22 protein-coding genes are annotated in these 25,390 nt (G+C 64.6%); 10 read left to right on the top strand and 12 right to left on the bottom strand.

Annotated elements, in window-relative coordinates; all coding sequences use genetic code 11:
* Positions 1-99 precede the first annotated feature (99 nt).
* Genes BIWAKO_RS12800 through BIWAKO_RS34795 form a run of 3 tightly spaced genes read left to right on the top strand, consistent with a single transcriptional unit; the run spans position 100 to position 5,524 of the window.
* Positions 100-2,340 (top strand): TonB-dependent siderophore receptor, encoded by a 2,241-nt coding sequence (locus BIWAKO_RS12800; RefSeq protein ID WP_084652231.1) that lies wholly within the window; start codon positions 100-102, stop codon positions 2,338-2,340.
* A complete protein-coding gene (locus BIWAKO_RS12795) occupies positions 2,334-3,209 on the top strand; it encodes an alpha/beta hydrolase (RefSeq protein ID WP_084651297.1) in 876 nt (291 codons plus the stop codon). Before BIWAKO_RS12800 ends, BIWAKO_RS12795 begins: the two co-directional genes overlap by 7 nt.
* Complete coding sequence (locus BIWAKO_RS34795; RefSeq protein ID WP_084651295.1) at positions 3,206-5,524, top strand: DUF2218 domain-containing protein; 2,319 nt, start codon at positions 3,206-3,208, stop codon at positions 5,522-5,524. Before BIWAKO_RS12795 ends, BIWAKO_RS34795 begins: the two co-directional genes overlap by 4 nt.
* Positions 5,525-5,623: 99 nt before the next feature.
* Here the strand turns inward: BIWAKO_RS34795 and BIWAKO_RS12785 are convergent, their stop codons facing one another.
* The 12 genes from BIWAKO_RS12785 to BIWAKO_RS12730 form a co-directional block, all read right to left on the bottom strand.
* The gene (locus BIWAKO_RS12785; RefSeq protein WP_069878999.1) at positions 5,624-6,580 is read right to left on the bottom strand and encodes a VOC family protein; all 957 of its coding nucleotides are present in this window, start codon (positions 6,578-6,580) and stop codon (positions 5,624-5,626) included.
* Positions 6,577-7,683, bottom strand: coding sequence for a 5-methyltetrahydropteroyltriglutamate--homocysteine S-methyltransferase (locus tag BIWAKO_RS12780; protein WP_069882422.1), 1,107 nt, complete (start codon positions 7,681-7,683; stop codon positions 6,577-6,579). The genes BIWAKO_RS12785 and BIWAKO_RS12780 overlap by 4 nt, the downstream gene beginning before the upstream one ends.
* A 27-nt stretch (positions 7,684-7,710) precedes the next feature.
* Positions 7,711-8,421 carry an ABC transporter ATP-binding protein gene (locus tag BIWAKO_RS12775; RefSeq protein ID WP_069878998.1) on the bottom strand — a complete coding sequence of 237 codons (711 nt, stop codon included), beginning with the start codon at positions 8,419-8,421 and terminating at the stop codon, positions 7,711-7,713.
* Positions 8,414-9,166, bottom strand: coding sequence for an ABC transporter ATP-binding protein (locus tag BIWAKO_RS12770; RefSeq protein WP_069878997.1), 753 nt, complete (start codon positions 9,164-9,166; stop codon positions 8,414-8,416). The genes BIWAKO_RS12775 and BIWAKO_RS12770 overlap by 8 nt, the downstream gene beginning before the upstream one ends.
* Complete coding sequence (locus BIWAKO_RS12765) at positions 9,163-10,164, bottom strand: branched-chain amino acid ABC transporter permease (RefSeq protein WP_069878996.1); 1,002 nt, start codon at positions 10,162-10,164, stop codon at positions 9,163-9,165. Before BIWAKO_RS12765 ends, BIWAKO_RS12770 begins: the two co-directional genes overlap by 4 nt.
* A complete protein-coding gene (locus BIWAKO_RS12760) occupies positions 10,161-11,018 on the bottom strand; it encodes a branched-chain amino acid ABC transporter permease (RefSeq protein WP_069878995.1) in 858 nt (285 codons plus the stop codon). The genes BIWAKO_RS12765 and BIWAKO_RS12760 overlap by 4 nt, the downstream gene beginning before the upstream one ends.
* A gap of 27 nt (positions 11,019-11,045) precedes the next feature.
* Complete coding sequence (locus tag BIWAKO_RS12755; RefSeq protein ID WP_069878994.1) at positions 11,046-12,221, bottom strand: ABC transporter substrate-binding protein; 1,176 nt, start codon at positions 12,219-12,221, stop codon at positions 11,046-11,048.
* A 45-nt stretch (positions 12,222-12,266) separates the two neighbouring features.
* Complete coding sequence (locus tag BIWAKO_RS12750; RefSeq protein ID WP_069878993.1) at positions 12,267-12,950, bottom strand: 4-carboxy-4-hydroxy-2-oxoadipate aldolase/oxaloacetate decarboxylase; 684 nt, start codon at positions 12,948-12,950, stop codon at positions 12,267-12,269.
* The gene (locus BIWAKO_RS12745) at positions 12,947-13,672 is read right to left on the bottom strand and encodes a PIG-L deacetylase family protein (protein ID WP_069878992.1); all 726 of its coding nucleotides are present in this window, start codon (positions 13,670-13,672) and stop codon (positions 12,947-12,949) included. Before BIWAKO_RS12745 ends, BIWAKO_RS12750 begins: the two co-directional genes overlap by 4 nt.
* 26 nt (positions 13,673-13,698) lie before the next feature.
* Complete coding sequence (locus BIWAKO_RS12740; protein ID WP_069878991.1) at positions 13,699-14,814, bottom strand: 4-oxalomesaconate tautomerase; 1,116 nt, start codon at positions 14,812-14,814, stop codon at positions 13,699-13,701.
* Positions 14,815-14,817: 3 nt separating this feature from the next.
* Entirely contained in the window at positions 14,818-15,804 is a 987-nt protein-coding gene (locus tag BIWAKO_RS12735; protein WP_069878990.1) for a Bug family tripartite tricarboxylate transporter substrate binding protein, read from the bottom strand.
* Positions 15,805-15,986: 182 nt separating this feature from the next.
* On the bottom strand, positions 15,987-16,898 hold the full coding sequence (locus tag BIWAKO_RS12730) for a LysR family transcriptional regulator (protein WP_069878989.1): 912 nt from the start codon (positions 16,896-16,898) through the stop codon (positions 15,987-15,989).
* A gap of 502 nt (positions 16,899-17,400) precedes the next feature.
* On the opposite strand from BIWAKO_RS12730, the gene BIWAKO_RS12725 reads away from it, so the two are divergent.
* The 7 genes from BIWAKO_RS12725 (at position 17,401) to BIWAKO_RS12695 (ending at position 25,298) form a co-directional block, all read left to right on the top strand.
* A complete protein-coding gene (locus BIWAKO_RS12725) occupies positions 17,401-18,564 on the top strand; it encodes an MFS transporter (RefSeq protein WP_244523638.1) in 1,164 nt (387 codons plus the stop codon).
* A 628-nt stretch (positions 18,565-19,192) separates the two neighbouring features.
* On the top strand, positions 19,193-20,293 hold the full coding sequence (locus BIWAKO_RS12720) for an ABC transporter ATP-binding protein (protein WP_069878987.1): 1,101 nt from the start codon (positions 19,193-19,195) through the stop codon (positions 20,291-20,293).
* A gap of 10 nt (positions 20,294-20,303) precedes the next feature.
* Complete coding sequence (locus BIWAKO_RS12715; protein WP_069878986.1) at positions 20,304-21,383, top strand: ABC transporter ATP-binding protein; 1,080 nt, start codon at positions 20,304-20,306, stop codon at positions 21,381-21,383.
* A complete protein-coding gene (locus tag BIWAKO_RS12710; protein WP_069878985.1) occupies positions 21,383-22,285 on the top strand; it encodes a carbohydrate ABC transporter permease in 903 nt (300 codons plus the stop codon). Before BIWAKO_RS12715 ends, BIWAKO_RS12710 begins: the two co-directional genes overlap by 1 nt.
* 103 nt (positions 22,286-22,388) lie before the next feature.
* Positions 22,389-23,171 carry a carbohydrate ABC transporter permease gene (locus BIWAKO_RS12705; protein WP_069882421.1) on the top strand — a complete coding sequence of 261 codons (783 nt, stop codon included), beginning with the start codon at positions 22,389-22,391 and terminating at the stop codon, positions 23,169-23,171.
* Positions 23,171-23,467 carry a DUF2160 domain-containing protein gene (locus tag BIWAKO_RS12700; RefSeq protein ID WP_069882420.1) on the top strand — a complete coding sequence of 99 codons (297 nt, stop codon included), beginning with the start codon at positions 23,171-23,173 and terminating at the stop codon, positions 23,465-23,467. Before BIWAKO_RS12705 ends, BIWAKO_RS12700 begins: the two co-directional genes overlap by 1 nt.
* A 91-nt stretch (positions 23,468-23,558) precedes the next feature.
* Positions 23,559-25,298, top strand: a complete 1,740-nt coding sequence (locus tag BIWAKO_RS12695) for an ABC transporter substrate-binding protein (protein ID WP_069878984.1) — start codon at positions 23,559-23,561, stop codon at positions 25,296-25,298.
* The last annotated feature ends 92 nt before the right edge of the window (positions 25,299-25,390 follow it).

Raw genomic sequence — 25,390 nt, 5'->3', positions numbered from 1 at the left:
CTATCGAAAGAAATACTGCGGTCAGCCAAAGTCGTTCCGATTGCCCCGTTTGTTGTGCTGGTCGAGAAGAAGGCCGCAATACGGCGGGGCATCTCGATCATGAACACGCGCAACCTGAACAAGGATGGATCCTGGCCGATCCGAGCGGCAGGAACACCTGTTTGCTTCTGGCGTCGTGCCAGGGGAGTGGCGCTCGCCGGTGTCGCTCTCGGTACGCTGCCGCTTGCGTTTTCTGGCCCGGCCCTCGCTCAAGGTGCTGCTCCCACCGTGTCGCTGGACACGATCGAAGTCCAGGGAGCGACCGAGAAGGCCAATGGGCCGGTCGACGGCTATATCGCGCGGCGCAGCGCCAGCGGCACCAAGACCGACACTCCCCTGATCGAGACGCCGCAATCGATCACTGTGATCCCGCGCGCCCAGATCGACGATCAGGCCGCACAGAGCGTCGGCCAGGCGCTTCGCTATTCCGCCGGCGTCCTGGCTGAGACGCGCCTGTCCTCGGGTCGCTACGACAGCACCTTCATCCGCGGCTTCGGCGGCAGCGGCTCGAATGCCGGTTTCGTCAATTTCCAGGACGGCCTGCGTGTCCAGCGCGGCGTCAATTTCCTCGTCCCGGCCATGGAAACCTACGGCCTGGAGCGGATCGAGGTGCTGCGCGGTCCGGCTTCCGTGATCTTCGGACAGGTCAAGCCCGGCGGCCTGGTGAATCTGGTCAGCAAGCGCCCGACGGATCAAGCCTTTGGCGAGGTCCAGGCTCAGATCGGCTCGCATCAGCGCCGCCAGCTCGCATTCGACATTGGCGGGCCGGTGAACCCGGACAAGACGGTCCTCTACCGTATCGTCGGGCTCGGCAGGGCCGCCGATACGCAAGTCGATTTCACCAAGGAGGAGCGGGTCTACATCGCACCATCGCTGACCTTCCAGCCCAGCGCTGCAACGAGCCTGACCATCCTGACCTCCTTCCAGCGCGATCCGGAAACCGGCTTCTACGGCTTCATTCCGGCGGTCGGCAGCGCATTGCCCAACCGCTACGGCCGCATCCCGAGCAAATTCTTCCCCGGCGAGCCCAGCTATGAGGGCTATAGCCGAAACCAGATTGCGGCCGGTTACGCGCTCGAGCATCGCTTCAACGATGTCTTCAGCTTCCGCCAGAATCTGCGATACACGGACCTCGAATCGCGCTTCAGGACCGTCGCGGTGGGAAGTCTGGCCGCCGACGAGCGCACCCTGGTTCGCCGCGTGACGGCGTCGAACGAGAAGGCCAGGACCTTCGGCGTCGACAACCAGCTCCAGGCTGATTTCCGTACCGGACCGCTGACGCACAAGGTCCTGCTCGGCGTCGATGGTTACTGGATGGACGGCACCGCCTTCACCGGCGCAGGCGGCACCGTCCAGACCCTGGACTGGGTCAACCCGGTCTACGGCCGCACGCCCTTTGCCGTACCGGCCCTGCCCGGCACCACACAGGAACAGACGCAGTTCGGCGTCTATCTTCAGGACCAGATCAAGCTCGACCGGCTCTCGCTCCTGGTCGGCGGGCGCTTCGACAATGCCAGAAGCCGCACGCGCGCCCTTACCAATGGCGCACTGACAAAGCAGGACGACGAGGCCACGACGGGCCGCGCCGCGCTGATGTACAATTTCGACAATGGCTTGGCGCCCTATGCGAGCTATTCGACCTCGTTCGAGCCGGTTGCGGGTACGAGTTTTGGCGGTTCGCCCTTCAAACCGACCGAGGGTGAGCAGTATGAGGTCGGCCTCAAATACGCGCCGCCGGGCTATGACGCCTTCATCCAGGCAGCCGTGTACCAACTCACCCAGAGCAATGTGCCGACGGCCGACCCTCTCAATGTCGGCTTCCAGATCCAGACGGGCGAGGTGCGGGCGCGTGGTTTTGAGATCGAGGGTCGAGCGAAACTGTTCGAAAGCCTCGAGCTGATCGCAGCCTATGCCTACACCGACGCCGAGGTGACGAAGAGCACTGGCGTCGACCTTGGCAAGCGGCCGACCGTCGTTCCCCGCAACATGGCTTCACTCTGGGGCCACTACACCTTCAAAACGGGCCTGTTCGCAGGTTTCGCCCTGGGCGGTGGCGTGCGTTATGTCGGCGAGGGCGCAGGCGATCCCGGCAACACCTTCAAGACGCCGGACTATACCCTGTTCGATGCGGCCATCAGCTATGATTTTGGTGTCCGCTCCCAGGCGCTGAAGGGCTGGAAGGTACAGGTCAATGCCCAGAACCTGCTCGACAAGGACTATGTCGCGGGTTGCTACGCGCTGACCCAGTGCTCATTCGGCCTTCGCCGAACGGTGCTTGCAACCCTGTCCTACAGATGGTGAGCCACAACGGCATGGAGGCCGCGCCATTTCGCAACACGGCCGGCCCCGAGCTCCCGTCAGCGGTGCCCGCGACCCTGGCGCAAGCGCGCCAGCAGGACATCGTCGCGGACCATGGCGAGATCTATCGGCTGCTGATCGCAGTCCCGCCAGGTCCGGCGCCGGCGGCGGGGTTTCCGGTGATCTATCTGGTCGACGGCAATGCTCTCTTCGCCACGGCCGTCGAGACGGCACAGCTCCAGGGTCGACGGCAGGATGTGACGGGCGTCGACCCGGCGATCATCGTGGGCATCGGCTATCCCATCGACGCCCCGTTCGATGGTGCGCGCCGGCAAGGTGATCTCCTGCCGGACGAGGGAGGCGCAGACCGGTTCCTCGACTTCATCGAGGAGGGCGTGAAGCCAGCCGTCGCAGCGCTCGCCGCCATCGATCCCAACCGCCAGGCTCTGGTGGGGCATTCCTTTGGTGGCTTGTTCGCACTGCATGCGCTGTTCACGCGGCCTGAGCAGTTCAGGTCCTACGTCGCCGGCAGCCCTTCGATCTGGTGGAACGATCGCGCGATCGAGATCAGCGAGGCCAGCTTTGTTGCGCGCCGCCGCGATGCAGCCCTGCCGCGGCTGCTGATCACAGCCGGAGGCAGCGAGCAGACACGCGACGCGCGCACCTCTCCGGAACGGGCGCAACGCCTGCATATGGCGCGCATGCTCGACAACGCCCACGAAATGGCGCTGCGCCTGGCCTCGTCGCACCGTGTCGCGGTGGAGCATGTGATCTTCGACGGCGAGAACCACATCTCGGTCATCCCCGCGATGCTCGCCAGGGCGGTTTCGTTCGCGATCGCCGGCACCGCCGGCCGGGAGACGGCGGCATGAGCCAGGTACGGATCTCGTCGCGCGGGCTGCGACCATTTGCGTGGGTTCTGGGCCTCATTCTGACGCTGTTTGCGTTGACGGCAGCCGGCCCGGCCCTGGCCTCCCCCGTAACGGTGACCGATGTGCTCGGTCGCACGGTGACCTTGCCGGGCCCGGCCAAGCGCATCGTGCTGGGGCAGGGTCGCCAGCTCAATGCGCTGGGGCTCATTCATCCCGATCCGATCAGCCTGCTCGTTGGCTGGGGCAATGACTTCCAGCGCCAGATGGGCGAGGCCTACACGCTGTACCGCGCGCGGTTTCCTGCGATCGAGACGCTGCCGACCGTCGGAGACAGCACCGCAGACGGGTTTTCTTTCGAGAAGGCAGTCGAACTTGACCCGGATCTGGTCGTTCTGAGCCTGTCGATCGCCGGAACGCGCCGCGGCCCCGGCGATCTCGTCGCGAAATTCGAGGCGGCGGGCATCCCCGTGATCGTGGTGGATTTCTTCCTGCAGCCGTTCCGCGACACGGTGCCCAGCCTGCGCATTCTCGGCAAGGCGATCGGCAGGGAGGCGGCGGCCGAAGAGTTCGTCTCCTTCTACCAAGACCGGAGACAGCGCATCGCCAGGCGGCTCGGCCCGGTCGAGCGACCATCCGTCTTCATGCATGCGCATGCCGGAAGCGCCGAATGCTGTTTCTCGCCGGGAAAGGGTACATTCGACGACTACATCGCAGCCGCAGGCGGACGAAACATCGCGGCGGCGCTCCTGCCGGGAGCGACAGGCCAGGTCAGCCTCGAGCAGGTTCTCGCTCTGGACCCGGCGATCTATATCGCGACAGGTGGCACCCATCTCGCAAGGAGCGGGGGACTGGTGCTGGGCCTGGGCGTGCCCGCCGAGGTCGCGTCGCGCAGCCTGGCAGCCCAGCTCGCCCGCCCCGGCCTCAAGGCCCTGACGGCCGTGAGGAAGGGCCGGGCCTATAGTCTCTGGCATCTGTTCAACGACACCCCCACCCATATCGCGGCGATCGAGGCGATGGCGAAGTGGTTCCATCCGCAGCTGTTCGCCGATATCGACCCGCAGGCGACGCTGGACGAGATCTCCCGGCGTTTCTCGGCGATCCCGCTACAGGGAACGTCTGGCTCGAGTCGCATGGCGGAAAGCCGGAAGACTTGGCAAGCCCGCCGGCAAAGCCATGAATTTCCCCGCAAACCCCGCCTCCCCCGCCGCTCGCGAGGTTGCCCTGCCATGACCGCTCTCGTTGCTCACGCCCGGATCGCCATGATCGATCCGGACGCCATCATCGCTCCGCTCTGCGAACATCTAGCCGAGCATGGTGCCGAGGTCACACAGGAGGAGGGCGCGACGATCATTGCACTCGGCAGCTACCGTGGCTGGCTGCAGTCCAGCGATGGACATCTGATCGTGCGCGCCGAAGCGCCCGACATTGCGAGCCTCCAAGGCGCCAAACAAGCGATCGCGAGCCATGTCCTCGAGTTTGCGCCGCGCGGCGAGGCCGTCCCCCTGATCGCCTGGACGGGAGCCGGCAGCGACGTGGCGATCCCATCGAGTTTTCGCATCCTGACCGTAACAGGCATTCGGGACATCTCGCCACATATGCGCCGGATCAGCTTCCGGGGCGAGGACCTTGCCAGGTTCGATAGCCTGGAGGCGCTGCATGTCAGGTTGTTCCTGCCACCGCCTGATCTGGCCGCGCCGGAATGGCCGACATTCGGCGAGGATGGAATCTTGCGCATGCCGGAGACGGACAAGGCGCCGGCGGTGCGCAAATACACGATCCGCGAGATCAATCCAGTCGCAGGAACGGTCGCGCTCGATTTCGTGCTGCATGAGGATGCCGGCCCCGGCGCAGCTTTCGCGGCCCGTGCCCGGCCAGGCGATCGCATTGGCATGGCAGGCCCCGGCGGACGTGGCTTGCGCGAGGCCGACTGGTATCTGTTCATGGGCGACGAAACCGCGCTGCCCGCGATCGGCCGCATGCTTGTCCACCTGCCTTCGACCGCACGAGGCTTCGCCGTCATCGAGATCGCCGATGCCGAGGAGGAACAGGCACTGGTCTGCCCCGCCGGGATCCAGATCCGCTGGTTGCATCGCCAGGGCGCCGAGGCCGGCACCACGACACTGCTCCAGGACGCCTTCGACACCGTCACGTGGCCTTCGGACGATGCGACCGTCTATCTCTGGGCCGCGCTCGAACATTCCGATTTCAAGGCCCTCCGCGTGGCCGCACGCAAGCGGCTGCGGCCCGAGCGCGATCATCATCTGATCGTCAGCTATTGGCGCCGCGGGATCAGCGAAGACCGGCCGGCCGACTGAATTCGCAGCGCCACGCCGGGCTGAGCGCCCTCCGTTTCAGAGCGCGAAGGGGCTCGCGCCGCCTGCCAGTGATCGAACGCGCGCGGCGGCCTCCGTGATTCATGCGGCGGCCGGCGGGGTACCATGCGTGTGGAAGCTCTCGATCGTCTTCAGCCCCCAGGCCTGTCCCTTCTTCCGCTCGGCCTCGGTCCACGTCACAGTCTGCCAGTCCGGATCGAGAATGAGACGCGCGCCGGCATTGGCGATCTCGATACGGTTGCCGGCAGGCTCGTAGACATAGAGGAAGAAGGTCTGCTGCACCGCGTGCTTATGCGGCCCGGTCTCGATGTGAATGCCGTTCTCGAGAAAGATGTCGGCGGCTTCGAGAATATGCTCGCGCTGGTCGGCCGCATAGGTGAGGTGGTGGAAGCGCCCGAGAGCCGCGGTGTGGTCGCGCGTATAGGCGATGTCGTAGCTCTTGTTGTTGACGGTGAACCAGCAGCCACCGACTTCGCCGGAATCGAGCACGATCTGTTCCGTGATGCGGCTGCCCAGGGCCTTCGGCATGAAATCGCGGATCACCGCGACGTCCTGCGCCAGCAGATTGAGATGGTCGAGACGGCGCACAGCACAGCCGCGGCCATGATTGCGTTGCGCCTGGTTCTTCAGCGCCGGCCGTTCATGCGGCGGCGCAGCGTATTTTTGGGTGTCGAAATAGATCTCGAACACATGATTGTCGGGATCGCGGAACCGGTAGGCCTTGCCATGGCCGAGATCGCCGTCGTCCCAGCCGATGCCGGCCCCCATGGCCTCGATCGCCTTGACCCGGCGCATCAGGCCAGCCTCGCTCGTCGCCCGATAGCCGATATGGCCGACACCCGTCGTGGTCGAGGCCGTGAGTTTCAGCGTGTGGAACTCATAGTCGTCCCAGGCGCGCAGATAGACGCTGTCGCCCGCCCGTCCGCTCTCGGTCAGCCCGAGGATATTGACGAAGAAATCGAGGCTGGCCTCCGGCTTGTTCGTGAACAGCTCGACATGGGCGAGATGAGCGATGTCGAAACAGGGTTCCTGGCTCATCCCCACACCTCCTGCGCCACCTCGATAATGCGCGCCAGCTTGGCCCATTGCTCGTCCTCGGCCAGCACATTGCCCTCCTCGGTGGAGGCGAAGCCGCATTGGGGCGAGAGGCAGAGCTGATCCAGGGGCGCGAAGGCCGAGGCCTGCTCGATCCGCCGCTTCAGGTTGTCCTTGCTCTCGACGCTGCCGAACTTCGAGGTGACGAGGCCCAGCACGACCTGCTTGCCCTTCGGCAGGAAGCGCAGCGGCTCGAAGCCGCCGGAGCGATCATCGTCCCATTCCATGAAATAGCCGTCGACGTTGATCTGGTTGAAGACCATGTCGGCGACGGGTTCATAGCCACCCGAGGCGATGAAGGTCGATTTGAAGTTGCCGCGGCAAGTATGAGTGGTGATCGTCATGTCCGCCGGCTTGGCCGCCGTCGCCGTGTTGATGACGTCGCGATAGATGTGGATCAGCTTATCGGGGTCATCGCCACGATCGACAAGCATCTGGCGCTGCTCAGGATCGCAGAAATAGGAGAGGCTGGTATCGTCGAGCTGCAGATAGCGGCAGCCGGCGTCGTAAAAGGCCTTCACCGCCTTGGCGTAGGCCTTGCCGAGATCTGCGTAGTAATCCTCCATCTTGAAATAGGCGGAGATATCGACGGCTTTCCGGCCGCCGCGATAGTGCAGCATGCTCGGGCTCGGGATCGTCATCTTCGGCACGCGGTCGGTGACGGAGGCGAGAAACCTGAAATGGGCGAGATGCGGGTGGTCGTCGGGAAAGTCGAGTTTGCCGGTCACGCGAAGGCCACGGGCCTTGGTCGCGACGCCCTTGAACTGGATGCCTGAATCCGAGTCGTATCCCTGCACGCCGGAGAGATTCTCCAGGAAATCGAAATGCCAGAAGGCGCGACGGAACTCGCCGTCGGTGACCGCCTGGAGCCCGACCTCCTCCTGCTTCTTCACCAGCGCCCTGATCTCGGCATCCTCGATCGCCGTCAGATCGGCGGCGGAGATTTCGCCGGTCACCAGCTTGGCGCGCGCGTCCTTCACGCGTGCGCTACGCAACAGGCTTCCCACCATATCGGCTCGGAACGGCGGCTTGTCTCGGAGGGGCATGCGGTTTCCTTCCCTGATCATGGTCTTCTAGGCAGCGGCGCTGAGGCCGAGATGGCGTTCCAGCCGCGCCGGTTCGCGCAGCAGCGCGGCACTGTCGTCGGCGAGCACGACACGACCGCGCTCCAGCACGATTGCGGTGTCGGTCAGCTCCAGAATCTTCCTGGCATGCTGTTCGATGACGATGGCTGCCAGCCCTTCGTCCCGGAACAGCGTCTTCAATGCCGCGAGTAGTTCCTCAACGATGATCGGCGCCAGCCCCTCGGTCGGTTCGTCCAGAAGCAGCAGCCTTGGATTGAGCATCAGGGCGCGGCCGATGGCCAGCATCTGCTGTTCGCCCCCGGAGAGCTGGTTGCCGAGATTGCTCTTGCGTTCGGCGAGGCGCGGAAACATCCGGAAGACGCGTTCCGTCGACCATGGGCCGGGGCGCGCGACCGCGGTCAGGTTCTCGACGACGGTCAGCGACTTGAAGATGTTGCGCTCTTGCGGCACCCAGCCGATGCCGGCATGGGCTCGCTGCTCGGGCGTCGCTGTGGAGATGTCGACATCGGCAAGAGTGATGCGCCCGGCCCGCCGGCGCGTTACGCCGATGATCGTGTTGACCAGTGTCGTCTTGCCGACGCCGTTGCGGCCCAGCAAGGCGAGCGAGCGCCCCTCGTCGAGGGAAAGCGCGACATCGAACAGGACGAGAGCGTCGCCGTAGCCGGCGTTCAGGCCTTCGATCCGCAGGAGCTCAGACATGGGCGGCCTCGCCGAGATAGGCCTGCTTGACGGCGGGGTCGCGCGCGACCACCGCAGGTTCGCCTTCTGTCAGCACGCGGCCATTGACGAGAACGGTGATCCGGGTCGCGAACCGAAAGATGATGTCCATGTCGTGCTCGATCAGCAGCACCGAGACATCGTCGGGCAATGCGGCGACCGTCTCCAGCAATTCGCGCCTCTCGGCCTCGGGAACGCCGGCGGCGGGCTCGTCGAGCAAGAGCACGCTCGGCCTGGCCGCGAAAGCCGCGGCGATCTCGATCTGGCGCTGCTTGCCATAGGGCAATGTCGCGATGCGCTGATCCATGATGTCCTCGAGCTTGAAACGGGCGAGGATATCGGCTGTCTCGGCGATGGCCTCGCCATCGGCGTCGAGCCTCTGGAAGAGCCGCATGCCCCGGCCGAGCCGCTCTGCGGTGACGAGCGAGATCATCTCGAGCGGCGTCATCGTGCCGAAGAGCTGATTGATCTGGAAGGTGCGGGCGACACCGCGCTTGACCCGCGCCTCTCGCGACAGGCCGGTGATGTCCTGCCCCATCAGGCTTACGCGCCCCGATGTCGGCCGCAGAACTCCTGTGAGCAGATTGACGAAGGTCGTCTTGCCCGCGCCGTTCGGGCCGATCAGCGCGTGGCGCGCGCCCTTCTCCAGTGAGAACGTCACGTCATCGGTCGCAGTGATGCCGCCGAAGGCCTTGACGAGATTGAAGGTCTGCAGGACGGCGCTCACGACGAGGCCCTGCGTTTCGGAAACCGCGCGACCAGGGCCTTGATCGCGCCATGGATCAGTTCACGGCCACCAAGGACGAAGAGGACGAGGAACAGCCCGATCCAGAACATCCAGTATTGCGGGGTGAAGGTCGCGATGGCGTCCTGCAGGAACTTGAACGCGATCGCACCGATCAGGCCGCCATAGAGATAGCCGGCCCCGCCGATGATCAGCACCAGCATCAGGTCGGCCGATCGATGGAAGTCGAACACGTCGAGCGAGACGAATTGCGTGGTCTGGGCGAGCAAGGCGCCCGCCGCCCCGGCATAGGCCGCCGACAAGGCATAGATGGCCGCAAGGCGCCAAGGTATCGGCACGCCGGATGCCGCAGCGCGCAGTTGATTGTCGCGAATGCCGCGAAGGGACAGGCAGAACGGCGAATTCACGATGCGCCGCGCGATCAGGAACAGGATGAACAGCACCGACAGCGAATAGAGATAGGCCGTGCGCCCGAAGATATCGAAATCGAACGTCCCGAAGATCGGTGCCATCGTGATGCCCTGCAGGCCGTCGGCGCCACCGGTGAGCCATGAGAGCGAGTTCGCAACCTCGTAGAGGATCAATGCCACGCCGAGCGTGATCATGAGGCGGGTCAGATCCGTGCCCCGCAGGACGAGCGGACTGGTGAGCAGCCCGAGCAGCGCGGATGTCGCCATGCCGAATGCCAGGCCGGCCAGTGGATCGGCCGTGACAAACTTGGCGAACAGCCCGGCCGAATAAGCGCCCATCCCCAGGAACGCGGCATGCCCAAGCGATACGATCCCGGCATAGCCGAGGATCAGATCGAGCGAGAGGGCGAACAGGGCAAGGATCGCGATCTCGTTGAGGATCAGAAAGCGCGTTGGAAACAGCACGAAGGACGCTGCGGCGAAGAGCCAGAAAGCCAGCTCGGCGGGGTGCCAGCGCCGGGCGCGGCGCAGCGAGTGCCTGACGCGCTGTTCAAGAGCCGTCCCGCTCATGTGCGAGCCCTCGCGAACAGGCCCTCGGGGCGCAGCAGCAACAGGATGACCATCAGCGTGTAGATGATGAAGGCTCCGGCCTGCGGGACCAGATATTTGCCCATCACGTCGGCGACGCCGAGCAGCATGGCCGCGAGGAAGGGGCCGGTGATCGTTGAGGTGCCGCCGACCGTGACGACGATCAGGAAGTAGATCATGAACTTCAGCGGAAAGGTTGGATCGAGCCCCATGAGCTCGATCCCGAGCGCGCCGCCGAGCCCCGCCAGTCCGGAACCGAGCGCAAAGGTCAGGGCGAACAACCGGTTCACCGGAATGCCCAGGCCACGCGCCACGCGCGCATCATCCACGGCAGCACGCAACCGGCTGCCGAACCGTGTTTTCGCGAATCCCCATTGCAGCGTGACCGCGAGCAGCCCGCAGATGCCGATCACGAACAGGCGATAGTAGCCGATGCCAACGCCGAACACGTAGAACCGCCCCTGAAGCCAGGGTGGGAGCTGGATGATCTGCTGGCTCGAGCCGAGCAGCCAGTCAGTGCCCGCAACCGCCATGAAGACGAGCCCGATCGAGAACATCACCTGATCGAGATGGCTCTTGGCATACATCGGCCGATAGACGAGCCGCTCGAGCACGATCCCCGCCAGCGCAGCCGCAAGGAAGGCGGCCGGAAGCGAAGCCAGGAACGGCAGGCCGAGCCGCTGCATCAGCAGCACGGTGACATAGCCGCCGAGCATGGCGAAGGCGCCATGGGCGAGGTTGACGAAATTCATCAACCCCATCGTCACGGAAAGCCCGCAAGCGAGGACGAACAGCACCATCCCATAGGCGATGCCATCGAACAGGATGGTGAGCATGTCGTCGGTCCGGCCGCGTCAGACCGCCTATTTGCGCGCCTTCACCGGATCCTTGACCTGTGGAATCGTGGCGAATTCCACATTGTACAGGTCGGAGCCGATCTTCTCTGTCTTGCGCACATAGATGTTCTGAATGATGTCGCGCGTCGCCGGATCGATCGTGATCGGTCCGCGCGGGCTCTCCCAGGAGGCGCCCTTCATCGCCGCGATGAGCTTCTCGCCGCTGGCGTCGCCATTTGTCGCCTTGAGCGCCTCGGCGATCAGCCGCATGCCGTCATATCCGCCAACGGCCATGAAGTTCGGACGCATGCCGGGATTGGCGGCCTCGAACGCCTTCACGAAGGCCTGGTTGGCGGCGCTGTCATGCTTGGCCGAATAATGATGCGTGGTGATGGCGCCGATCGCGACGTCCCCCATGCCGTTGAGGATATCGTCATCGACCACATCGCCTGGGCCGATCAGCTTGACGCCGGCCTTGTCGAGGCCGCGCTCGACGAACTGCTTCATGAACTGCGCGCCGATGCCGGACGGCACGAACACGAACAGGGCATCGGGCTTTGCCTCGGAGACGCGCTGCAGGAACGGCGCAAAATCCGGGTTGCGCAACGGCACGCGCACGCTTTCGACTGTGCCGCCAGCGGCCTTGAACTTGGTGGCGAAGGAGGTCTCGGCGTCGATCCCCGGGCCGTAATCGGTCACGACGGTGAAGACGTTCTTGATGCCGTTGGACCAGGCCCAGTCCGCCATCGGCTCGGAGGCCTGTGGCAAGGTGAACGAGGTGCGGGCAATGAAAGGCGAGGCCTCGGTGATCGACGCCGTCGCTGCAGCCATGACGATCTGGGGGACCTTGGCCTGGGTCGCGATCGGGGCCGTCGCCATGGCGAGTGGCGTCAGGCCGAAGCCAGCCAGAACCGCAACCTTGTCGTTGACCACGAGTTCCTGTGCGATCCGGCGCGTCGCGTCAGCGTTGCCGGTATCGTCCTTGAGGATGACTTCCAGGCGCTTTCCACCATGCGTTGCGCCGTTCTGAGCCAGGAAGAGCTTCACGGCAGCCTCGATCTGGCGCCCCGTCGACGCAAAAGGCCCCGTCATCGGCAGGATCAGCCCGACCTTGACCACCTCCTGGGCCTGCGCCGCGGAGCCCAGTGTCGCTGCGAGCGCACCTGCCATGAAGCCCTTCAGAACCGTCCTGCGGAATGTCATCGTGGTACCCCTCCCTGGGTCTGGCTCTTGTTTTCGAGCCGCCTTTTAGTTGTCGTCGCGATAGACGAGCCCGGCCTTCGCCAGCCCATCGCGCATTCCATACATATCAAGCCCGAGTTCGCCGGCGGAGAGCCGGCGACGCTTCTCATCTTCATTCGCTTCCCGCGACCGCGCTGCGGCAGCAACCCTCTCTGCGTCGAGCCGTGGAACCACCACCACGCCATCATCGTCCGCGACGATCACGTCGCCGGGATTGATCATCGCACCGGCACAGACCACCGGCACGTTCACCGATCCGAGCGTCGCCTTGACGGTGCCCTTGGCCGAGATCGCGCGCGACCAGACCGGGAACCCCATCTCGGTCAGCACGCGTACATCGCGCACGCCGGCATCGATGATGAGGCCGATGCCACCGCGCGCCCTGAGGGAGGTCGCGAGAAGGTCGCCGAACATGCCGTCAGTGTTATCTGCCGTGCAGGCGACCACAAGTATGTCGCCGGGCATGACCTGCTCGATCGCGACATGGATCATCCAGTTGTCGCCGGGTTGGGCGAGGACGGTGACGGCTCCCCCGGCGATCGAGGCACCGGCATAGATCGGGCGCATATAGGGCTTCATCAGCCCGGTCCGGCCCATGGCCTCATGGGTGGTCGAGACGCCAAGCTCCTGGAATGCCGCCATATCGGCGCTTGCAGCCCGTTTCTTCGTGCGGATGACGACGCCGGTCATGCCAGGGACTCCAGGGCTTCGGGGAACAGGCGCTGGTAGGCCTCACCGTAAGTCATCGCCTTGCCGGAGTTGCGCCCTCCCTGCATGCCCCGATTCAGCGCCACCCGCGTATAGTATTCCCAGAGATGCTTCTGCGCGGCCAGGATTTCGAAGGCCTTGCGCTTCGTCTCCCAGACCTCGTCGATGTTGAGGATCAGGTTCGGCTTGAAATTGCACTGCTCGGGCTGGTGCGGCTCGAAAAGGAAGACGGGCGGTGCGGCATAGGGGCGTGCGGGATCCGGCTTATGACCTGCGGCCTGCGCGATGATCCGCGCTTCCTGCGCGAAGCGCGCTGCTTCGGGATGGTCGACATTGTAGGGGTCTTCGAGCGCATGGGTCAGCACAAAGCTGGGACTGAGCTCATGGAAGAGGTCGATCGCCCGGTCGAGCATCGGGCCTGTCGTGCGCAGCGGGTAGTCGCCGGCATCCATGAATTCGATCTCGGCCCCGAGGACCGCGGCGGCGCGCTCGGCTTCTTCGCGACGCTGCGCCTTGACGTCCTCCACGCGCACACCCGCCTGTTTCCAGGCGAACTGGCTTTCGCCGCGCTCGCCATAGGCCAGGCACAGGATCTTTACCCGCATGCCCTGCCTGGCATGCAAGGCGATGGCACCGCCCGCACGCCAGACGAAATCGCCGGGGTGGGCGGTAATCACCAGACCCGTCTTCTGCAGGCTCGCCATTGAGCTGTAATCCTCTCTTCTCGGTCCTATTCGGCGGCGCTGCGTGCTTCGTCGCCGCTGCGCGCGAGCGCATGCGGCGGCACGTAGGCCTGGCCATCCATCAGAATGCGCGCGGTGCGCAGCAGGCCGGCACGCTCGATGACGGGGCGCTCCGTCGTGCCACCCACGGTGAGCTTCACGGTGAATTCCCCGGTCGGATGCTCGACCGAAATCGCGCGTTCGCGACCGGTAGGCATCGCGGCGACCGAAGCTGCCGGCGACCCCGGCAGGGCTGCGGCTGTCGCCACCGTCACCGCAGCAAAGACACCGATCGACGCGTGGCACTCATGCGGGATGAAGCTGCGCGTCGCGATCGAGCCTGCAACCGGACGCGCGACAAGGGCGATCTTCGGGACCACCATCTTGGCCACATCGCCGAGATTCATCATCGGCCCGGCCGCGAGGCGGATGCGCTCGATGCGCTGCTTCAGCTCCGTATCCTCTTGCAGCACTTCGCGGGCTTCGTGGCCGGTGCGCCCGACATCAACCGCCCGCAAAACGATGACCGGCATGCCGTTGTCGATCAGGGTGCATTCGACACCATCGATGATGTCGACCGGATTTCCCGTCGGCAGCAGTGCGCCACAGACGGAGCCTTCCGTGCCGAGGAAGCTGATGTCGATCGGCGCGGAGGTCCCGGGCACGCCATCGATGCGGGCATCGCCCTCGACACCAGCCTGACCGGCCTCGGTCCGCATGGTGAGATCGGCGACGGTGCCCGTGTTCAGCGTCCGAACCCGCACCGTGGTGCTGGCGCCCTCTGCTCGGACCAGGCCCCGCGCCAGCGCGAAGGGACCGATACCGGCGAGAATGTTGCCGCAGTTCGGCGTGGTGTCGACCGACGCGGTTTCGACGCCGACCTGCGCAAACAGGAAATCAACGTCGCAGCCCGGCTCGCTCGAGCGCGAGACGATCGCGACCTTGCTCGTCAACGGATGGGCGCCGCCAAGCCCGTCGACCTGGCGCTTGTCGGGTGAGCCCATCACCGCGAGCAGGAACGCGTCCCGCGCGGCCGTGCCAACCGGCAGATCTTCGGCGAGGAAATAGGCGCCCTTGGACGTACCGCCCCGGATCAGCATGCATGGCACGGCAATCTGCGACATCGCTCAGCCTCCGCCCTTGATGCTGGCACGCGTGATGATATCGCGCCACAGCGTCCCTTCCGACGCGATCAGACGCCCGAAGCCCTCTGGCGTCTCGCGGCGCGCAATCGCGCCGTCGCGATCGAGCGCCGCGACAAATTCGGGCTGGTCGAGCAGCGCATTGATCTCGCGGTTGAGGCGCTCGACAATTGCGGCCGGCGTGTGTGCGGGGGCAACGATGCCGTACCACTGCACAGCCTCGAAACCCGGCAGCCCGCTTTCGGCAATGGTCGGGAGCTGTGGAGCAAAAGAGGTGCGCTCGGAGCTGGCGACGCCGAGCGCACGCAGCTGGCCCGCTGCGGCGAGCGGCAACACCGCCGGACCGCCGGTCAGCGTGAACTGCACGGAACCGGCGACCAGATCCGTCACCGACGGTGCGGTGCCGCGATAGGGCACATGGATCGCCTCGAAACCCGCCCGATGCGCGAGATAGGCACCGGCAATATGCGCCGCGCTGCCTTGCCCGCCGGAGCTGTAGTTCAGCTTGCCCGGATTGGCCTTGGCATAGGCCACGAATTCCTGGAACGAGTTCGCCGGCAGGCTCGGGTTGATGACGAGGATGTTCGGCACCATGGCGACCAGGGCCACCGGCTGGAAATCCTTGACCGGATCATAGGGTACGTTGGGATAGAGTGCCGGGTTGAAGGCAAGCGTGCCGATATGACCCATCATCAGCGTATGGCCGTCCGGATCGGATTTCGCGACCTGGCTCGCCGCGATCATGCCGCCGGCGCCGGGGCGGTTCTCGATGACGAAGCCCTTGCCGGGGATCGTGCGCTCCAATCGGTTGGCAATCAGGCGCGCGAGGAGGTCGGTGCTGCCGCCCGGAGTGAACGGCACCACGAGCCGAATGATTTGCGTCGGCCACACCGGCTGGACCTGCGCCCGCGCCGCGTGCCCGAGGCCGGCCAAACCCAGCCCCGCAAGGAGTGATCGGCGGTCGATGCTCATCACGCGCCACGCCCTTGCCGCGCGCCGTGCCCGGTCGCCTCGTCAAATCCGATGAACGCGATCGTCGCTGCTTTGGAGCCAGGCATGGGTCGTCCCTTGCTTGTGCGTTTCCTTGTCCCGCGAGGACCCTGACCCCAAGCTATTCTGCCATCAAATGAGAAGAATGCAGCGATTGATTACTTTCATGCATCTTTATCCGAGACACTGTTTCTCAGCGCCTCGCTGACCAGCGCCAGGAGGTCGCGCGCCGCCGGCCGCAGCAGCATATTCTTGCGGGTGACGATGCCGAGGGTGCGGCTGATGCTCGGCGAGCGCAGCGGGATCGCAACCAGTTCGCCGGCATCGACAGAGTCGAGCGCGAGCTGCGGCACAATCGCATAACCGATCGCGGAACGGACCAGGCTCACTGCCGTGATGACGCGCTGGACCTCGTAGCGCCAGGTCAGGGCCTCGCGCCGTGCGCCCAGCGCATCGTCGATCAGGATGCGATTCCCGGTCTCGGCACTGATCCGCACGAGCGGCAGCCCCTGCAACTGCGCCCAGGTCAGCGACTCCGATCGCGCGAGCGGCATGCTGCGGTGACTGACGAGCACGAACGGCTCCTTGACCACCGGCTTGAGCTCGAGGTCCCAGCGATTGGCGGCGACGATGGTCACGCCGAACTCGGCCTGGCCCGATTGCACCTTGTCGGCGATCTCCGAAGCCGAGTTATCGTGCACCCGGACGCGCACTGCCGGATATCGTCTGGCGAACTCTGCGATCACCGACGGCATGCAGTGGACCGCGATGGTTGGCAGACAGCCGACCGCAACCTCTTCCTCGGCATCCGCGGCATCGACCCGCGCCTCATCGATGGCTGCACCTAGCTCTTCAAAGATCTTGCGGGCGCGCGGCAGGAGCGCCGACCCCGCCGGGGTCAACGAGACCTGGCGCGTGGTGCGCAAGAGCAGCGTCGTTCCGAGTGATTCCTCGAGCTTCCGGATCCGATGGCTCAGCGCGGTCTGGGAGAGATTGAGATGCGAGGCCGCGGCATGAAAACTGCCCCGCTCGGCGATACTGACGAAGGCCTGCAGGCCCAGAACGTCCACCCTCACCCGCAAGATCCTTCAACCCGGTCAATCGACGTCAGCACGACCTCAGGGTCGCATCAACCATGCGCGTGAACCGGCATCAGACTCTTCGACCTACGCCGGCAGAAGCGAGCTCAAATCGGCAGAATCGAAAGACCGGCACGGCTCCAGCATCGCCGGGAGCGGTGACCGCTGACAACAGCCTCCCCAAGCAATGGTCCATTTTAGCCGGATCAGCCATGTCGGCCGTGCGGCAAAGGGAAGAAGCCGACTATTGGTCCGGTTCGACTGGGTTCAGAGAGCAATCGCGAAAGGCCTCAGCCCGGCGAACCGCATGCTTCTGTTGCAGCCCCCATAGCCCGGAAATGGCCTCGACCGGTCGCCGACATTGCCGGAAGACCAGTTCAACGCCGCAATCCCTGCATGCTCGTGCTGAAGCTGGAGGGGGAATGACGAATGGCGACGGGACGGGAGGTCTGCCTTGAAGCTGCCGGTCTGGGCGAGCGCCCTGAGCGCGACTCTCCTTGTGCAAGTCATTAGCTCTTTTGCAGCCGCTGCGATCCCTCTCCTGGGCCCGATTCTGACGCAACGCTGGGGCATGACGCCAGAGAGCATCGGCTATGTTTCGGCAGTCGTTTCGGTCGGCATCTGCTGGTTCCTGGCGTGCGGCGGCCCGATGCTCGATCATCATGGCCCGATCCGAGCCTTGCAGCTCGGCCTGGTCTTCGTTGCGGCGGGTCTCCTGCTCCTGTCGCAGTCCTTTGGCCTCGTCGGCCTCGTCGGTGCACTCCTTGTGGGCCTGGGCCTGGCGCCCAATACGCCGGCTGGCAGCCAGCTGCTGATGCGTACGGCGCCCCCCAGGCACCGTACGCTTGTGTTTTCGATCAAGCAGGCGGGCGTGCCTCTGGGCGGCGCCATAGCCGGTCTCGTTGTCGCGCCTCTGGTCCTGGGGCTCGGCTTCGTCGGCGCGGTCTGGACGATTGTCGCGATCATCCTTCTCTGCGTCGTGCTAGTTCAGCCCTTTCAAGCAATCCTCGACGCGGAGAAGGGCCCACAGAACCGGGCCTGGCCCCGATTGTTTCTCTCGCCGTCCTCGCTCTCTCGGTCAGCCAGGGTCCTGAACTCGCACCCGTCCTTGCCGATGCTCACCGCGCTGGGAGTCGCGTTTTCCATAACGCAGGCCAGCATCACGGCGTTCACGGCAACCTACATGGTCACGCAGCACGGGAAGACCCTGGCACAGGCCGGTCACTACATCGCCGTCTTGCTTGCAGCGAGCACGGTCGCACGCATCTTCTTTGGATGGCTGGCGGATCGCATGGGCGGCGGGCTCCTGCTTCTCTCGCTTCTGGCCCTGGGCGCAGGCTCGGCGATCATGCTGCTTGTCTCTTCGACTACCGCCAGTCCCTGGATGGTCTATGGCTGCATGGCGCTGGTCGGTGCCACATCGATGGGCTGGAACGGTGTCCACATGGCGGAGCTGGCGCGAGTTGCACCGCCCACTCTGATCGGCGACGTGACATCCGGAGCCAGCCTGTTCGGCTTCGTGGGCTCGATATGCGGGCCGCTGATATTTGCCATCGTCGCCAGCCGCACGGGCAGCTTCGAATGGCCCTTCATGCTGGTCGCCGGTCAATTGGCCGCATTCGGCCTGTTCGCTCTTGGCTGTCAGTTCAGGCGCGCCGCTTGAGGCGGCGCGCGCTCGCGTTCGAACGCCGCAGGGGCGAGAAGGCCTAACTGCCCCCAATGCCGTCAGCACGATGAAGCGAGGCCTCAGCACTTGGCCACGTGCTCAGATCCGATGTCCGTTCCGCGAGATGCAACGCGGCCTATGCCTTGCTCCAGTCAAAGCGGGTCAGGGCTCCACGAGCAATCAGCTTCGTTCAGATCCGGCAACTGATACGAGCGGGAGCGCTTTGAGACCGGGACACGAGACCACCCTGCGCTCCCCTTCGCGCAATCTCCAAATTCTGTCAGGATGTTTCCAGACGAGGGGTTTGAAACTCTCGTGGCCGAGACCGATTGGCGCTATTCTCAACCGTCGCGCGACCGTCATCCGGCTGGTGCGCGCCTGTGGCACGAAGGCTCGTGAGATGCTGGTTGGTGTCGAGGGCATAGTGGATTCGCGCCGGCATCCCGGCACCGACAAGCCCGCGCGTCCGCTTATTTACCACAGCCCTCGGGCCGCAGCGCTCGAACGACAAGCGCTAAGCGTATCAACCTCCGCAATCGCCGGAATCGTTACAGCAAAGGCTCAACGCATTCACAAATGAACTCGTCACCACCCTGATGAAGCAGGGGGCTTGAAGGAGGCTGGAGTGGGTCTTGTTCTCGACAGGGTGCGTCGCGAGGTTGGGGCGGAAACCTATATCCACGAGACGAGCCTGCGCCTGAAGCCCGGCACGATGACCGTGCTGCTGGGCGCGACCCTCTCGGGCAAAACCTCGCTGATGCGTTTGATGGCCGGGCTCGACCGGCCAAGCGCGGGGCGCATCCTCGTTGATGACGGCACGAGCGAAACCGATGTCACCGGCCTTGCCGTGCGCGAGCGCTCGGTCGCCATGGTCTACCAGCAGTTCATCAACTACCCGAACCTCACCGTCTTCGAGAACATCGCTTCGCCTCTCCGGGTGAAGGGGCTGCCCAGGGCCGAAATCGAAAGCAAGGTCCGCGCCATGGCGCGGTTGATGCAGCTTGAGTCCTTTCTGGAACGGATGCCGCTCAACCTTTCCGGTGGCCAGCAGCAGCGCACGGCCATGGCGCGCGCGCTGATCAAGGGCGCCGATCTCGTGCTGCTCGACGAGCCGCTCGCCAATCTCGACTACAAGCTGCGCGAGGAATTGCGCGAGGAACTGCCGAAGATCGTGCGTGGTTCCAAGGCGACTGTGGTCTACGCGACGACGGAGCCCCAGGAGGCTCTGCTGCTCGGCGACTTTACCGCGACGCTCTGGCAGGGTCGGGTGACGCAGCATGGCCGCAGCGCCGAGGTCTATCGCCGGCCGCTTGACCTGACCACTGCGCGCATTTTCTCTGACCCACCGCTCAACCTGCTGCCGGTCACCAAGCGTGCAGCGGAAATCCTGCTGCCGGGTGGCGCGATTGGCCCCGCAACCGGGCCTCTCGGCGGTCTTGCAGATGGCGCGTACCAGCTCGGCTTCCGCGCGCATCAGCTGACGCTACATCGACCGGCTGGTCCCGGCCTTGCGTTCAACGGCACGGTCACGGTTGCCGAGATCACCGGTTCGGAGAGTTTCGTCCACGTCGAGGCAGCGGGCTCGCGCTGGGTGGCGCTCGTACCCGGCGTGCAGGAACTCGAGCCTGGCGCCGCGGTCACAGTCCATGTCGATCCGGCCGGCGTCTTCGTCTTCGATCCCGACGGCGGGCTCGCCCACGCCCCCGCCTTCCTCTCGGCAGCATGAGGACGGGGCGATGGCGCGCATCGAACTCTTCGACCTCGCCCATTCCTACAAGCGGGACGCGACGGCGCCGGCCGATTTCGCCCTGAAACCGATGAACCTGACCTGGCGCCAGGGCGGCGCCTATGCGCTGCTCGGCCCCTCGGGCTGCGGCAAGACCACCTTGCTCAACATCATCTCCGGCCTGCTGACGCCCTCACATGGCCAGGTGCTGTTCGATGGGCGCGACGTCACCGGCCTGCCGACAGAGCGACGCAACATCGCCCAGGTTTTCCAGTTCCCCGTCGTCTACGATACGATGAGCGTCTACGAGAACCTCGCTTTCCCGCTTCGCAATCGCGGCTTGGCTGGCAACGCGGTCGATGCCCGCGTGCGCGAGATCGCGGCGCTCCTTGAGATGAGCGGCGATCTCGGCCGGAAGGCACGCGGACTCACTGCCGACGCCAAGCAAAAGATCTCGCTTGGCCGTGGGTTGGTCCGGCCAGATGTTACCGCGATCCTGTTCGACGAGCCGCTGACCGTCATCGACCCGCAGTTGAAATGGGAGCTGCGTTCGAAGCTCAAGGCGCTGCACCGGGCGCTCGACGTCACCATGATCTATGTGACGCATGATCAGACCGAGGCGCTGACCTTCGCCGATACGGTCGTGGTGATGCATGACGGGCGGGTGGTGCAGGCCGGGCGACCGGACGAGCTCTTCGAGAAGCCCGCGCATACCTTCGTCGGCTACTTCATAGGCTCGCCGGGCATGAACGTGCTGCCAGCCAAGGTCGACGGTAACCAGGCCCATATCGACGGCGCGGCGATCGGGCTCAGCCGCAGCTACGACATTCCCCCCGGCAAGCGCATCGAGATCGGCATCAGGCCAGAATTTGCCCTCCTCGCGCGTGCTGGCGAGGGCCTATCCGTCACAGTTGAGCGCATCGACGATCTCGGCCGCACAAGGCTCGCGCGCCTGCACCTCGGGGGACACCCTTTCGCGGCCGGCGTGCCGGATGCGCTGAGCGACATTGGCAAGACCGCTGGGCTCATTCTCCAGCCCGGCCATGTCCATGTCTATGCCGATGGCGAACGCCTGGACGGGAGGACCTGATGGAGAGGCCCTATGACAACCGCGCCTGGCTGCTGGTCCTGCCGGTCCTCGCCATCGTCGCCTTCTCCGCAGTGATCCCGCTGATGACGGTGGTGAACTATTCGGTACAGGACACGTTCGGCAACAACCAGTTCTTCTGGAACGGCACCGGCTGGTTCAAGGAGTTGCTCGACCCGTCGAGCGATCTTGGCGGACGGGTGCGCGACTCGCTGGGGCGCAATCTGGCCTTCTCCGCGATCATCCTTGCGATCGAGGTGCCGCTCGGCATCGCGGTCGCGCTCGCCATGCCGCGCGAGGGCTGGAAAGTGGCAGCGACGCTGGTGCTGATGGCGATGCCGCTGCTGGTGCCGTGGAACGTGGTTGGCACGATCTGGCAGGTTTTCGCGCGCAGCGATATCGGGCTGCTCGGCTACACGGTCAACCGGCTCGGCATCAACTACAACTACGTCGCCGACCCTCTGGCTGCCTGGATCACCATCATCGTGATGGATGTCTGGCACTGGACCTCCTTGGTGGCGTTGCTTTGCTACGCCGGGCTGAAATCGATCCCCGATGCCTATTACCAGGCGGCGCGGATCGACGGTGCCAGCCGCTGGGCGGTGTTCCGCTTCATCCAGTTGCCGAAGATGCGGCGCGTACTGATCATCGCCGTGCTGCTGCGCTTCATGGACTCGTTCATGATCTACACCGAGCCCTTCGTCGTCACCGGCGGCGGGCCCGGCAACTCGACGACCTTCCTCTCGATCGAGCTGGTGAAGCTGGCGCTCGGACAGTTCGACCTGGGCAAGGCCGCTGCGATGTCGATCGTCTACAACCTGATCATTCTCGCCGTGTGCTGGGTCTTCTACACTGTGATGACCAATCTCGACGTCGAGCGTCGGCGCCCGCCGGCGGATGCGTGAGGTGCGGCCGATGACGACGGACAGCCTCACCTCAGCCTCCACCCTCTCCGCAGCCAAGGCGACGCAGAAGGCACGCGCAGCCTTCCGCTTCAACGGCGGCGCGGTGACGCTCGGGCTCTACCTCGTCTTCCTGCTGCTGCCGATCTATTGGCTGATCATCATGAGCCTGAAGACCAATGCCGAGATCAATTCTGGCATGACGCTCTGGCCCCGCGAGATCACGTTCGAGAACTACCGGACGATCTTTACCGATCCATCCTGGTACTCTGGCTATATCAACTCACTGACCTATGTGGTCATGAATACGGTGATCTCGATCACCTTGGCCTTGCCGGCGGCCTATGCCTTTTCGCGCTACCGCTTCCTCGGCGACAAGCACCTGTTCTTCTGGCTGCTGTCGAACCGGATGGCGCCACCGGCGATCTTCGCCCTGCCCTTCTTCAACCTCTATTCCGCGATCGGCCTGTTCGACACGCCACTTGCCGTGGCGCTGGCGCATTGTCTGTTCAATGTGCCACTCGCAGTCTGGATCCTGGAAGGCTTCATGTCGGGCGTGCCACGCGAGATCGACGAGACAGCCTATCTCGACGGCTATTCCTTCCCCCGCTTCTTCGTGAAGATCTTCGCGCCGATCATCGCCAATGGCATCGGGGTCACCGCCTTCTTCTGTTTCATGTTCTCCTGGGTCGAGCTTCTGCTTGCCCGCACGCTGACCACCGTCAACGCCAAGCCCATCGCCGCGACCATGACCCGGACGGTTTCGGCAGCCGGCATGGACTGGGGGCTGCTCGCCGCGGCGGGCGTGCTGACGCTGATCCCCGGAGCGCTCGTGATCTGGTTCGTCCGCAACTACATCGCCAAGGGCTTTGCCCTGGGGAGGGTATGATGCCCGGCTTTGCCGCGATCGACCTGGCATGGATGGCATGGACCCCGCAGACCGGCCTGATCTTCGCCGCGCTCTTCGCCCTGTTGCTTACGATGACCGCGCTCGCGATCTGGCGGCCGGAGATCGAGAGAATCGGCGTGCTGGGAATCCCGACGACGCGCGGAGACCGACTGTTTCTCAGCCTACTCGGCGCTGCCTTCATCCACCTTGCTTGGCTCGGGCTCAGCGGAGCCGAGCTATGGTGGGCCTCGCTGCTCTCGCTTGCCTACGCCGCAGCGGTTTTGCGCTTCGTCTGACCACCCCGGAGGCTGACCGACGACACAAACCGCCTTCGCAACAAGAGGCCGCCAACGCCCGAACGACAACAATCGTCCAGTGGAGGAAACGATGAGAAAGCAGATGCTAGCCGCCACCGCGCTCAGCCTCGTGCTCGGCGCCGTCCCCGCCTTCGCAGACATGGATGCAGCAAGGCGCTGGATCGACAGTGAATTCCAACCCTCGACCTTGTCCAAGGACGAACAGCTCAAGGAGATGGAATGGTTCGTCAATGCAGCGAAACCGTTCGCGGGGATGGAGGTAAACGTCGTCTCCGAGACCATCACGACGCATGAATACGAGGCGCGGACGCTGGCGCGCGCCTTCACCGAAATCACCGGGATCAAGCTCAAGCACGACCTGATCCAGGAAGGCGACGTGGTCGAGAAGCTTCAGACGCAGATGCAGTCCGGCCGCAACGTCTACGATGGCTGGATCAATGATTCAGACCTGATCGGCACCCACTTCCGCTATAAGCAGACCGTAAACCTGACCGACTGGATGGCGGGGCCGGGCAAGGACGTCACCAATCCACTGCTCGATGTCGACGACTTCATCGGCAAGTCCTTCGGTACCGCACCCGACGGCAAGCTCTACCAGCTGCCGGACCAGCAATTCGCGAACCTCTACTGGTTCCGCTACGATTGGTTCACCCGCCCCGATCTGAAGGAGAAGTTCAAGGCCAAGTACGGCTACGAGCTCGGCGTGCCGGTGAACTGGTCGGCCTATGAGGACATCGCGGAGTTCTTCACCACCGACGTCAAGGAGATCGACGGCGCCCGCGTCTACGGCCACATGGATTACGGCAAGAAGGACCCCTCGCTCGGCTGGCGCTTCACTGATGCCTGGCTTTCGATGGCCGGCAATGGCGACAAGGGCATCCCAAACGGCCTGCCGGTCGATGAATGGGGCATCCGCATGGAGGGCTGCCGGCCGGTCGGATCCTCCGTCGAGCGCGGCGGCGATACGAACGGGCCTGCCTCCGTCTATGCCGTGCAGAAATATGTCGACTGGCTTAACAAGTACGCGCCGCCGCAGGCGCGTGGCATGACCTTCTCCGAGTCCGGGCCGGTGCCGGCGCAGGGCAATATCGCCCAGCAGATCTTCTGGTACACGGCCTTCACCGCCGACATGGTCAAGCCCGGATTGCCGGTGGTGAATGCCGACGGCACGCCGAAATGGCGCATGGCCCCGTCGCCGAAGGGATCCTACTGGAAGGAGGGTATGAAGCTCGGCTACCAAGATGCCGGCTCTGCGACGCTGCTGAACTCGACGCCGATCGAGAAGCGCAAGGCCGCCTGGCTCTACCTGCAGTTCATCATCTCCAAGTCAGTCAGTTTGAAGAAGAGCCATGTTGGGCTCACCTTCATTCGCGAGAGCGATATCTGGGACAAGAGCTTCACCGAACGGGCGCCGAAACTCGGCGGGCTGATCGAGTTCTATCGCTCACCCGCGCGCGTGCAGTGGACGCCGACCGGCAACAATGTGCCCGACTATCCGCGCCTAGCCCAGCTCTGGTGGCAGAATATCGGCGATGCCTCTTCCGGCGCCAAGACTGCTCAAGCCGCCATGGACGCACTCGCAGCGGCGCAGGATTCGGTCCTGGAACGGCTCGAGCGCTCCGCCGTGCAGGGCGATTGCGGACCGAAGCTGAACCCGAAGCAGACAGCGGAAGCCTGGTTCGCCAAATCCAAGGCCGACGGCAATATCGCGCCCCAACCCAAGCTCGCCAATGAGAAGCCGAAAGGGGAGACTATCGACTACGATACCCTGATCAAGTCCTGGCCCGCCACTCCGCCCAAGAAGAACTAGGGCAACCATGTCCGGGAAACGTGGGCGGTCGGTGCAAACCGACCGCCCACTCGAGACAGCTCCGGATGAAGCAGGGCACAGCGCGGGTGTGA

The organism is Bosea sp. BIWAKO-01 (assembly GCF_001748145.1).
Taxonomy (GTDB): Bacteria; Pseudomonadota; Alphaproteobacteria; order Rhizobiales; family Beijerinckiaceae; genus Allobosea.
Note: the sequence above shows the minus strand (reverse complement) of the source record. Positions and strands in the feature narration are given on the sequence as shown.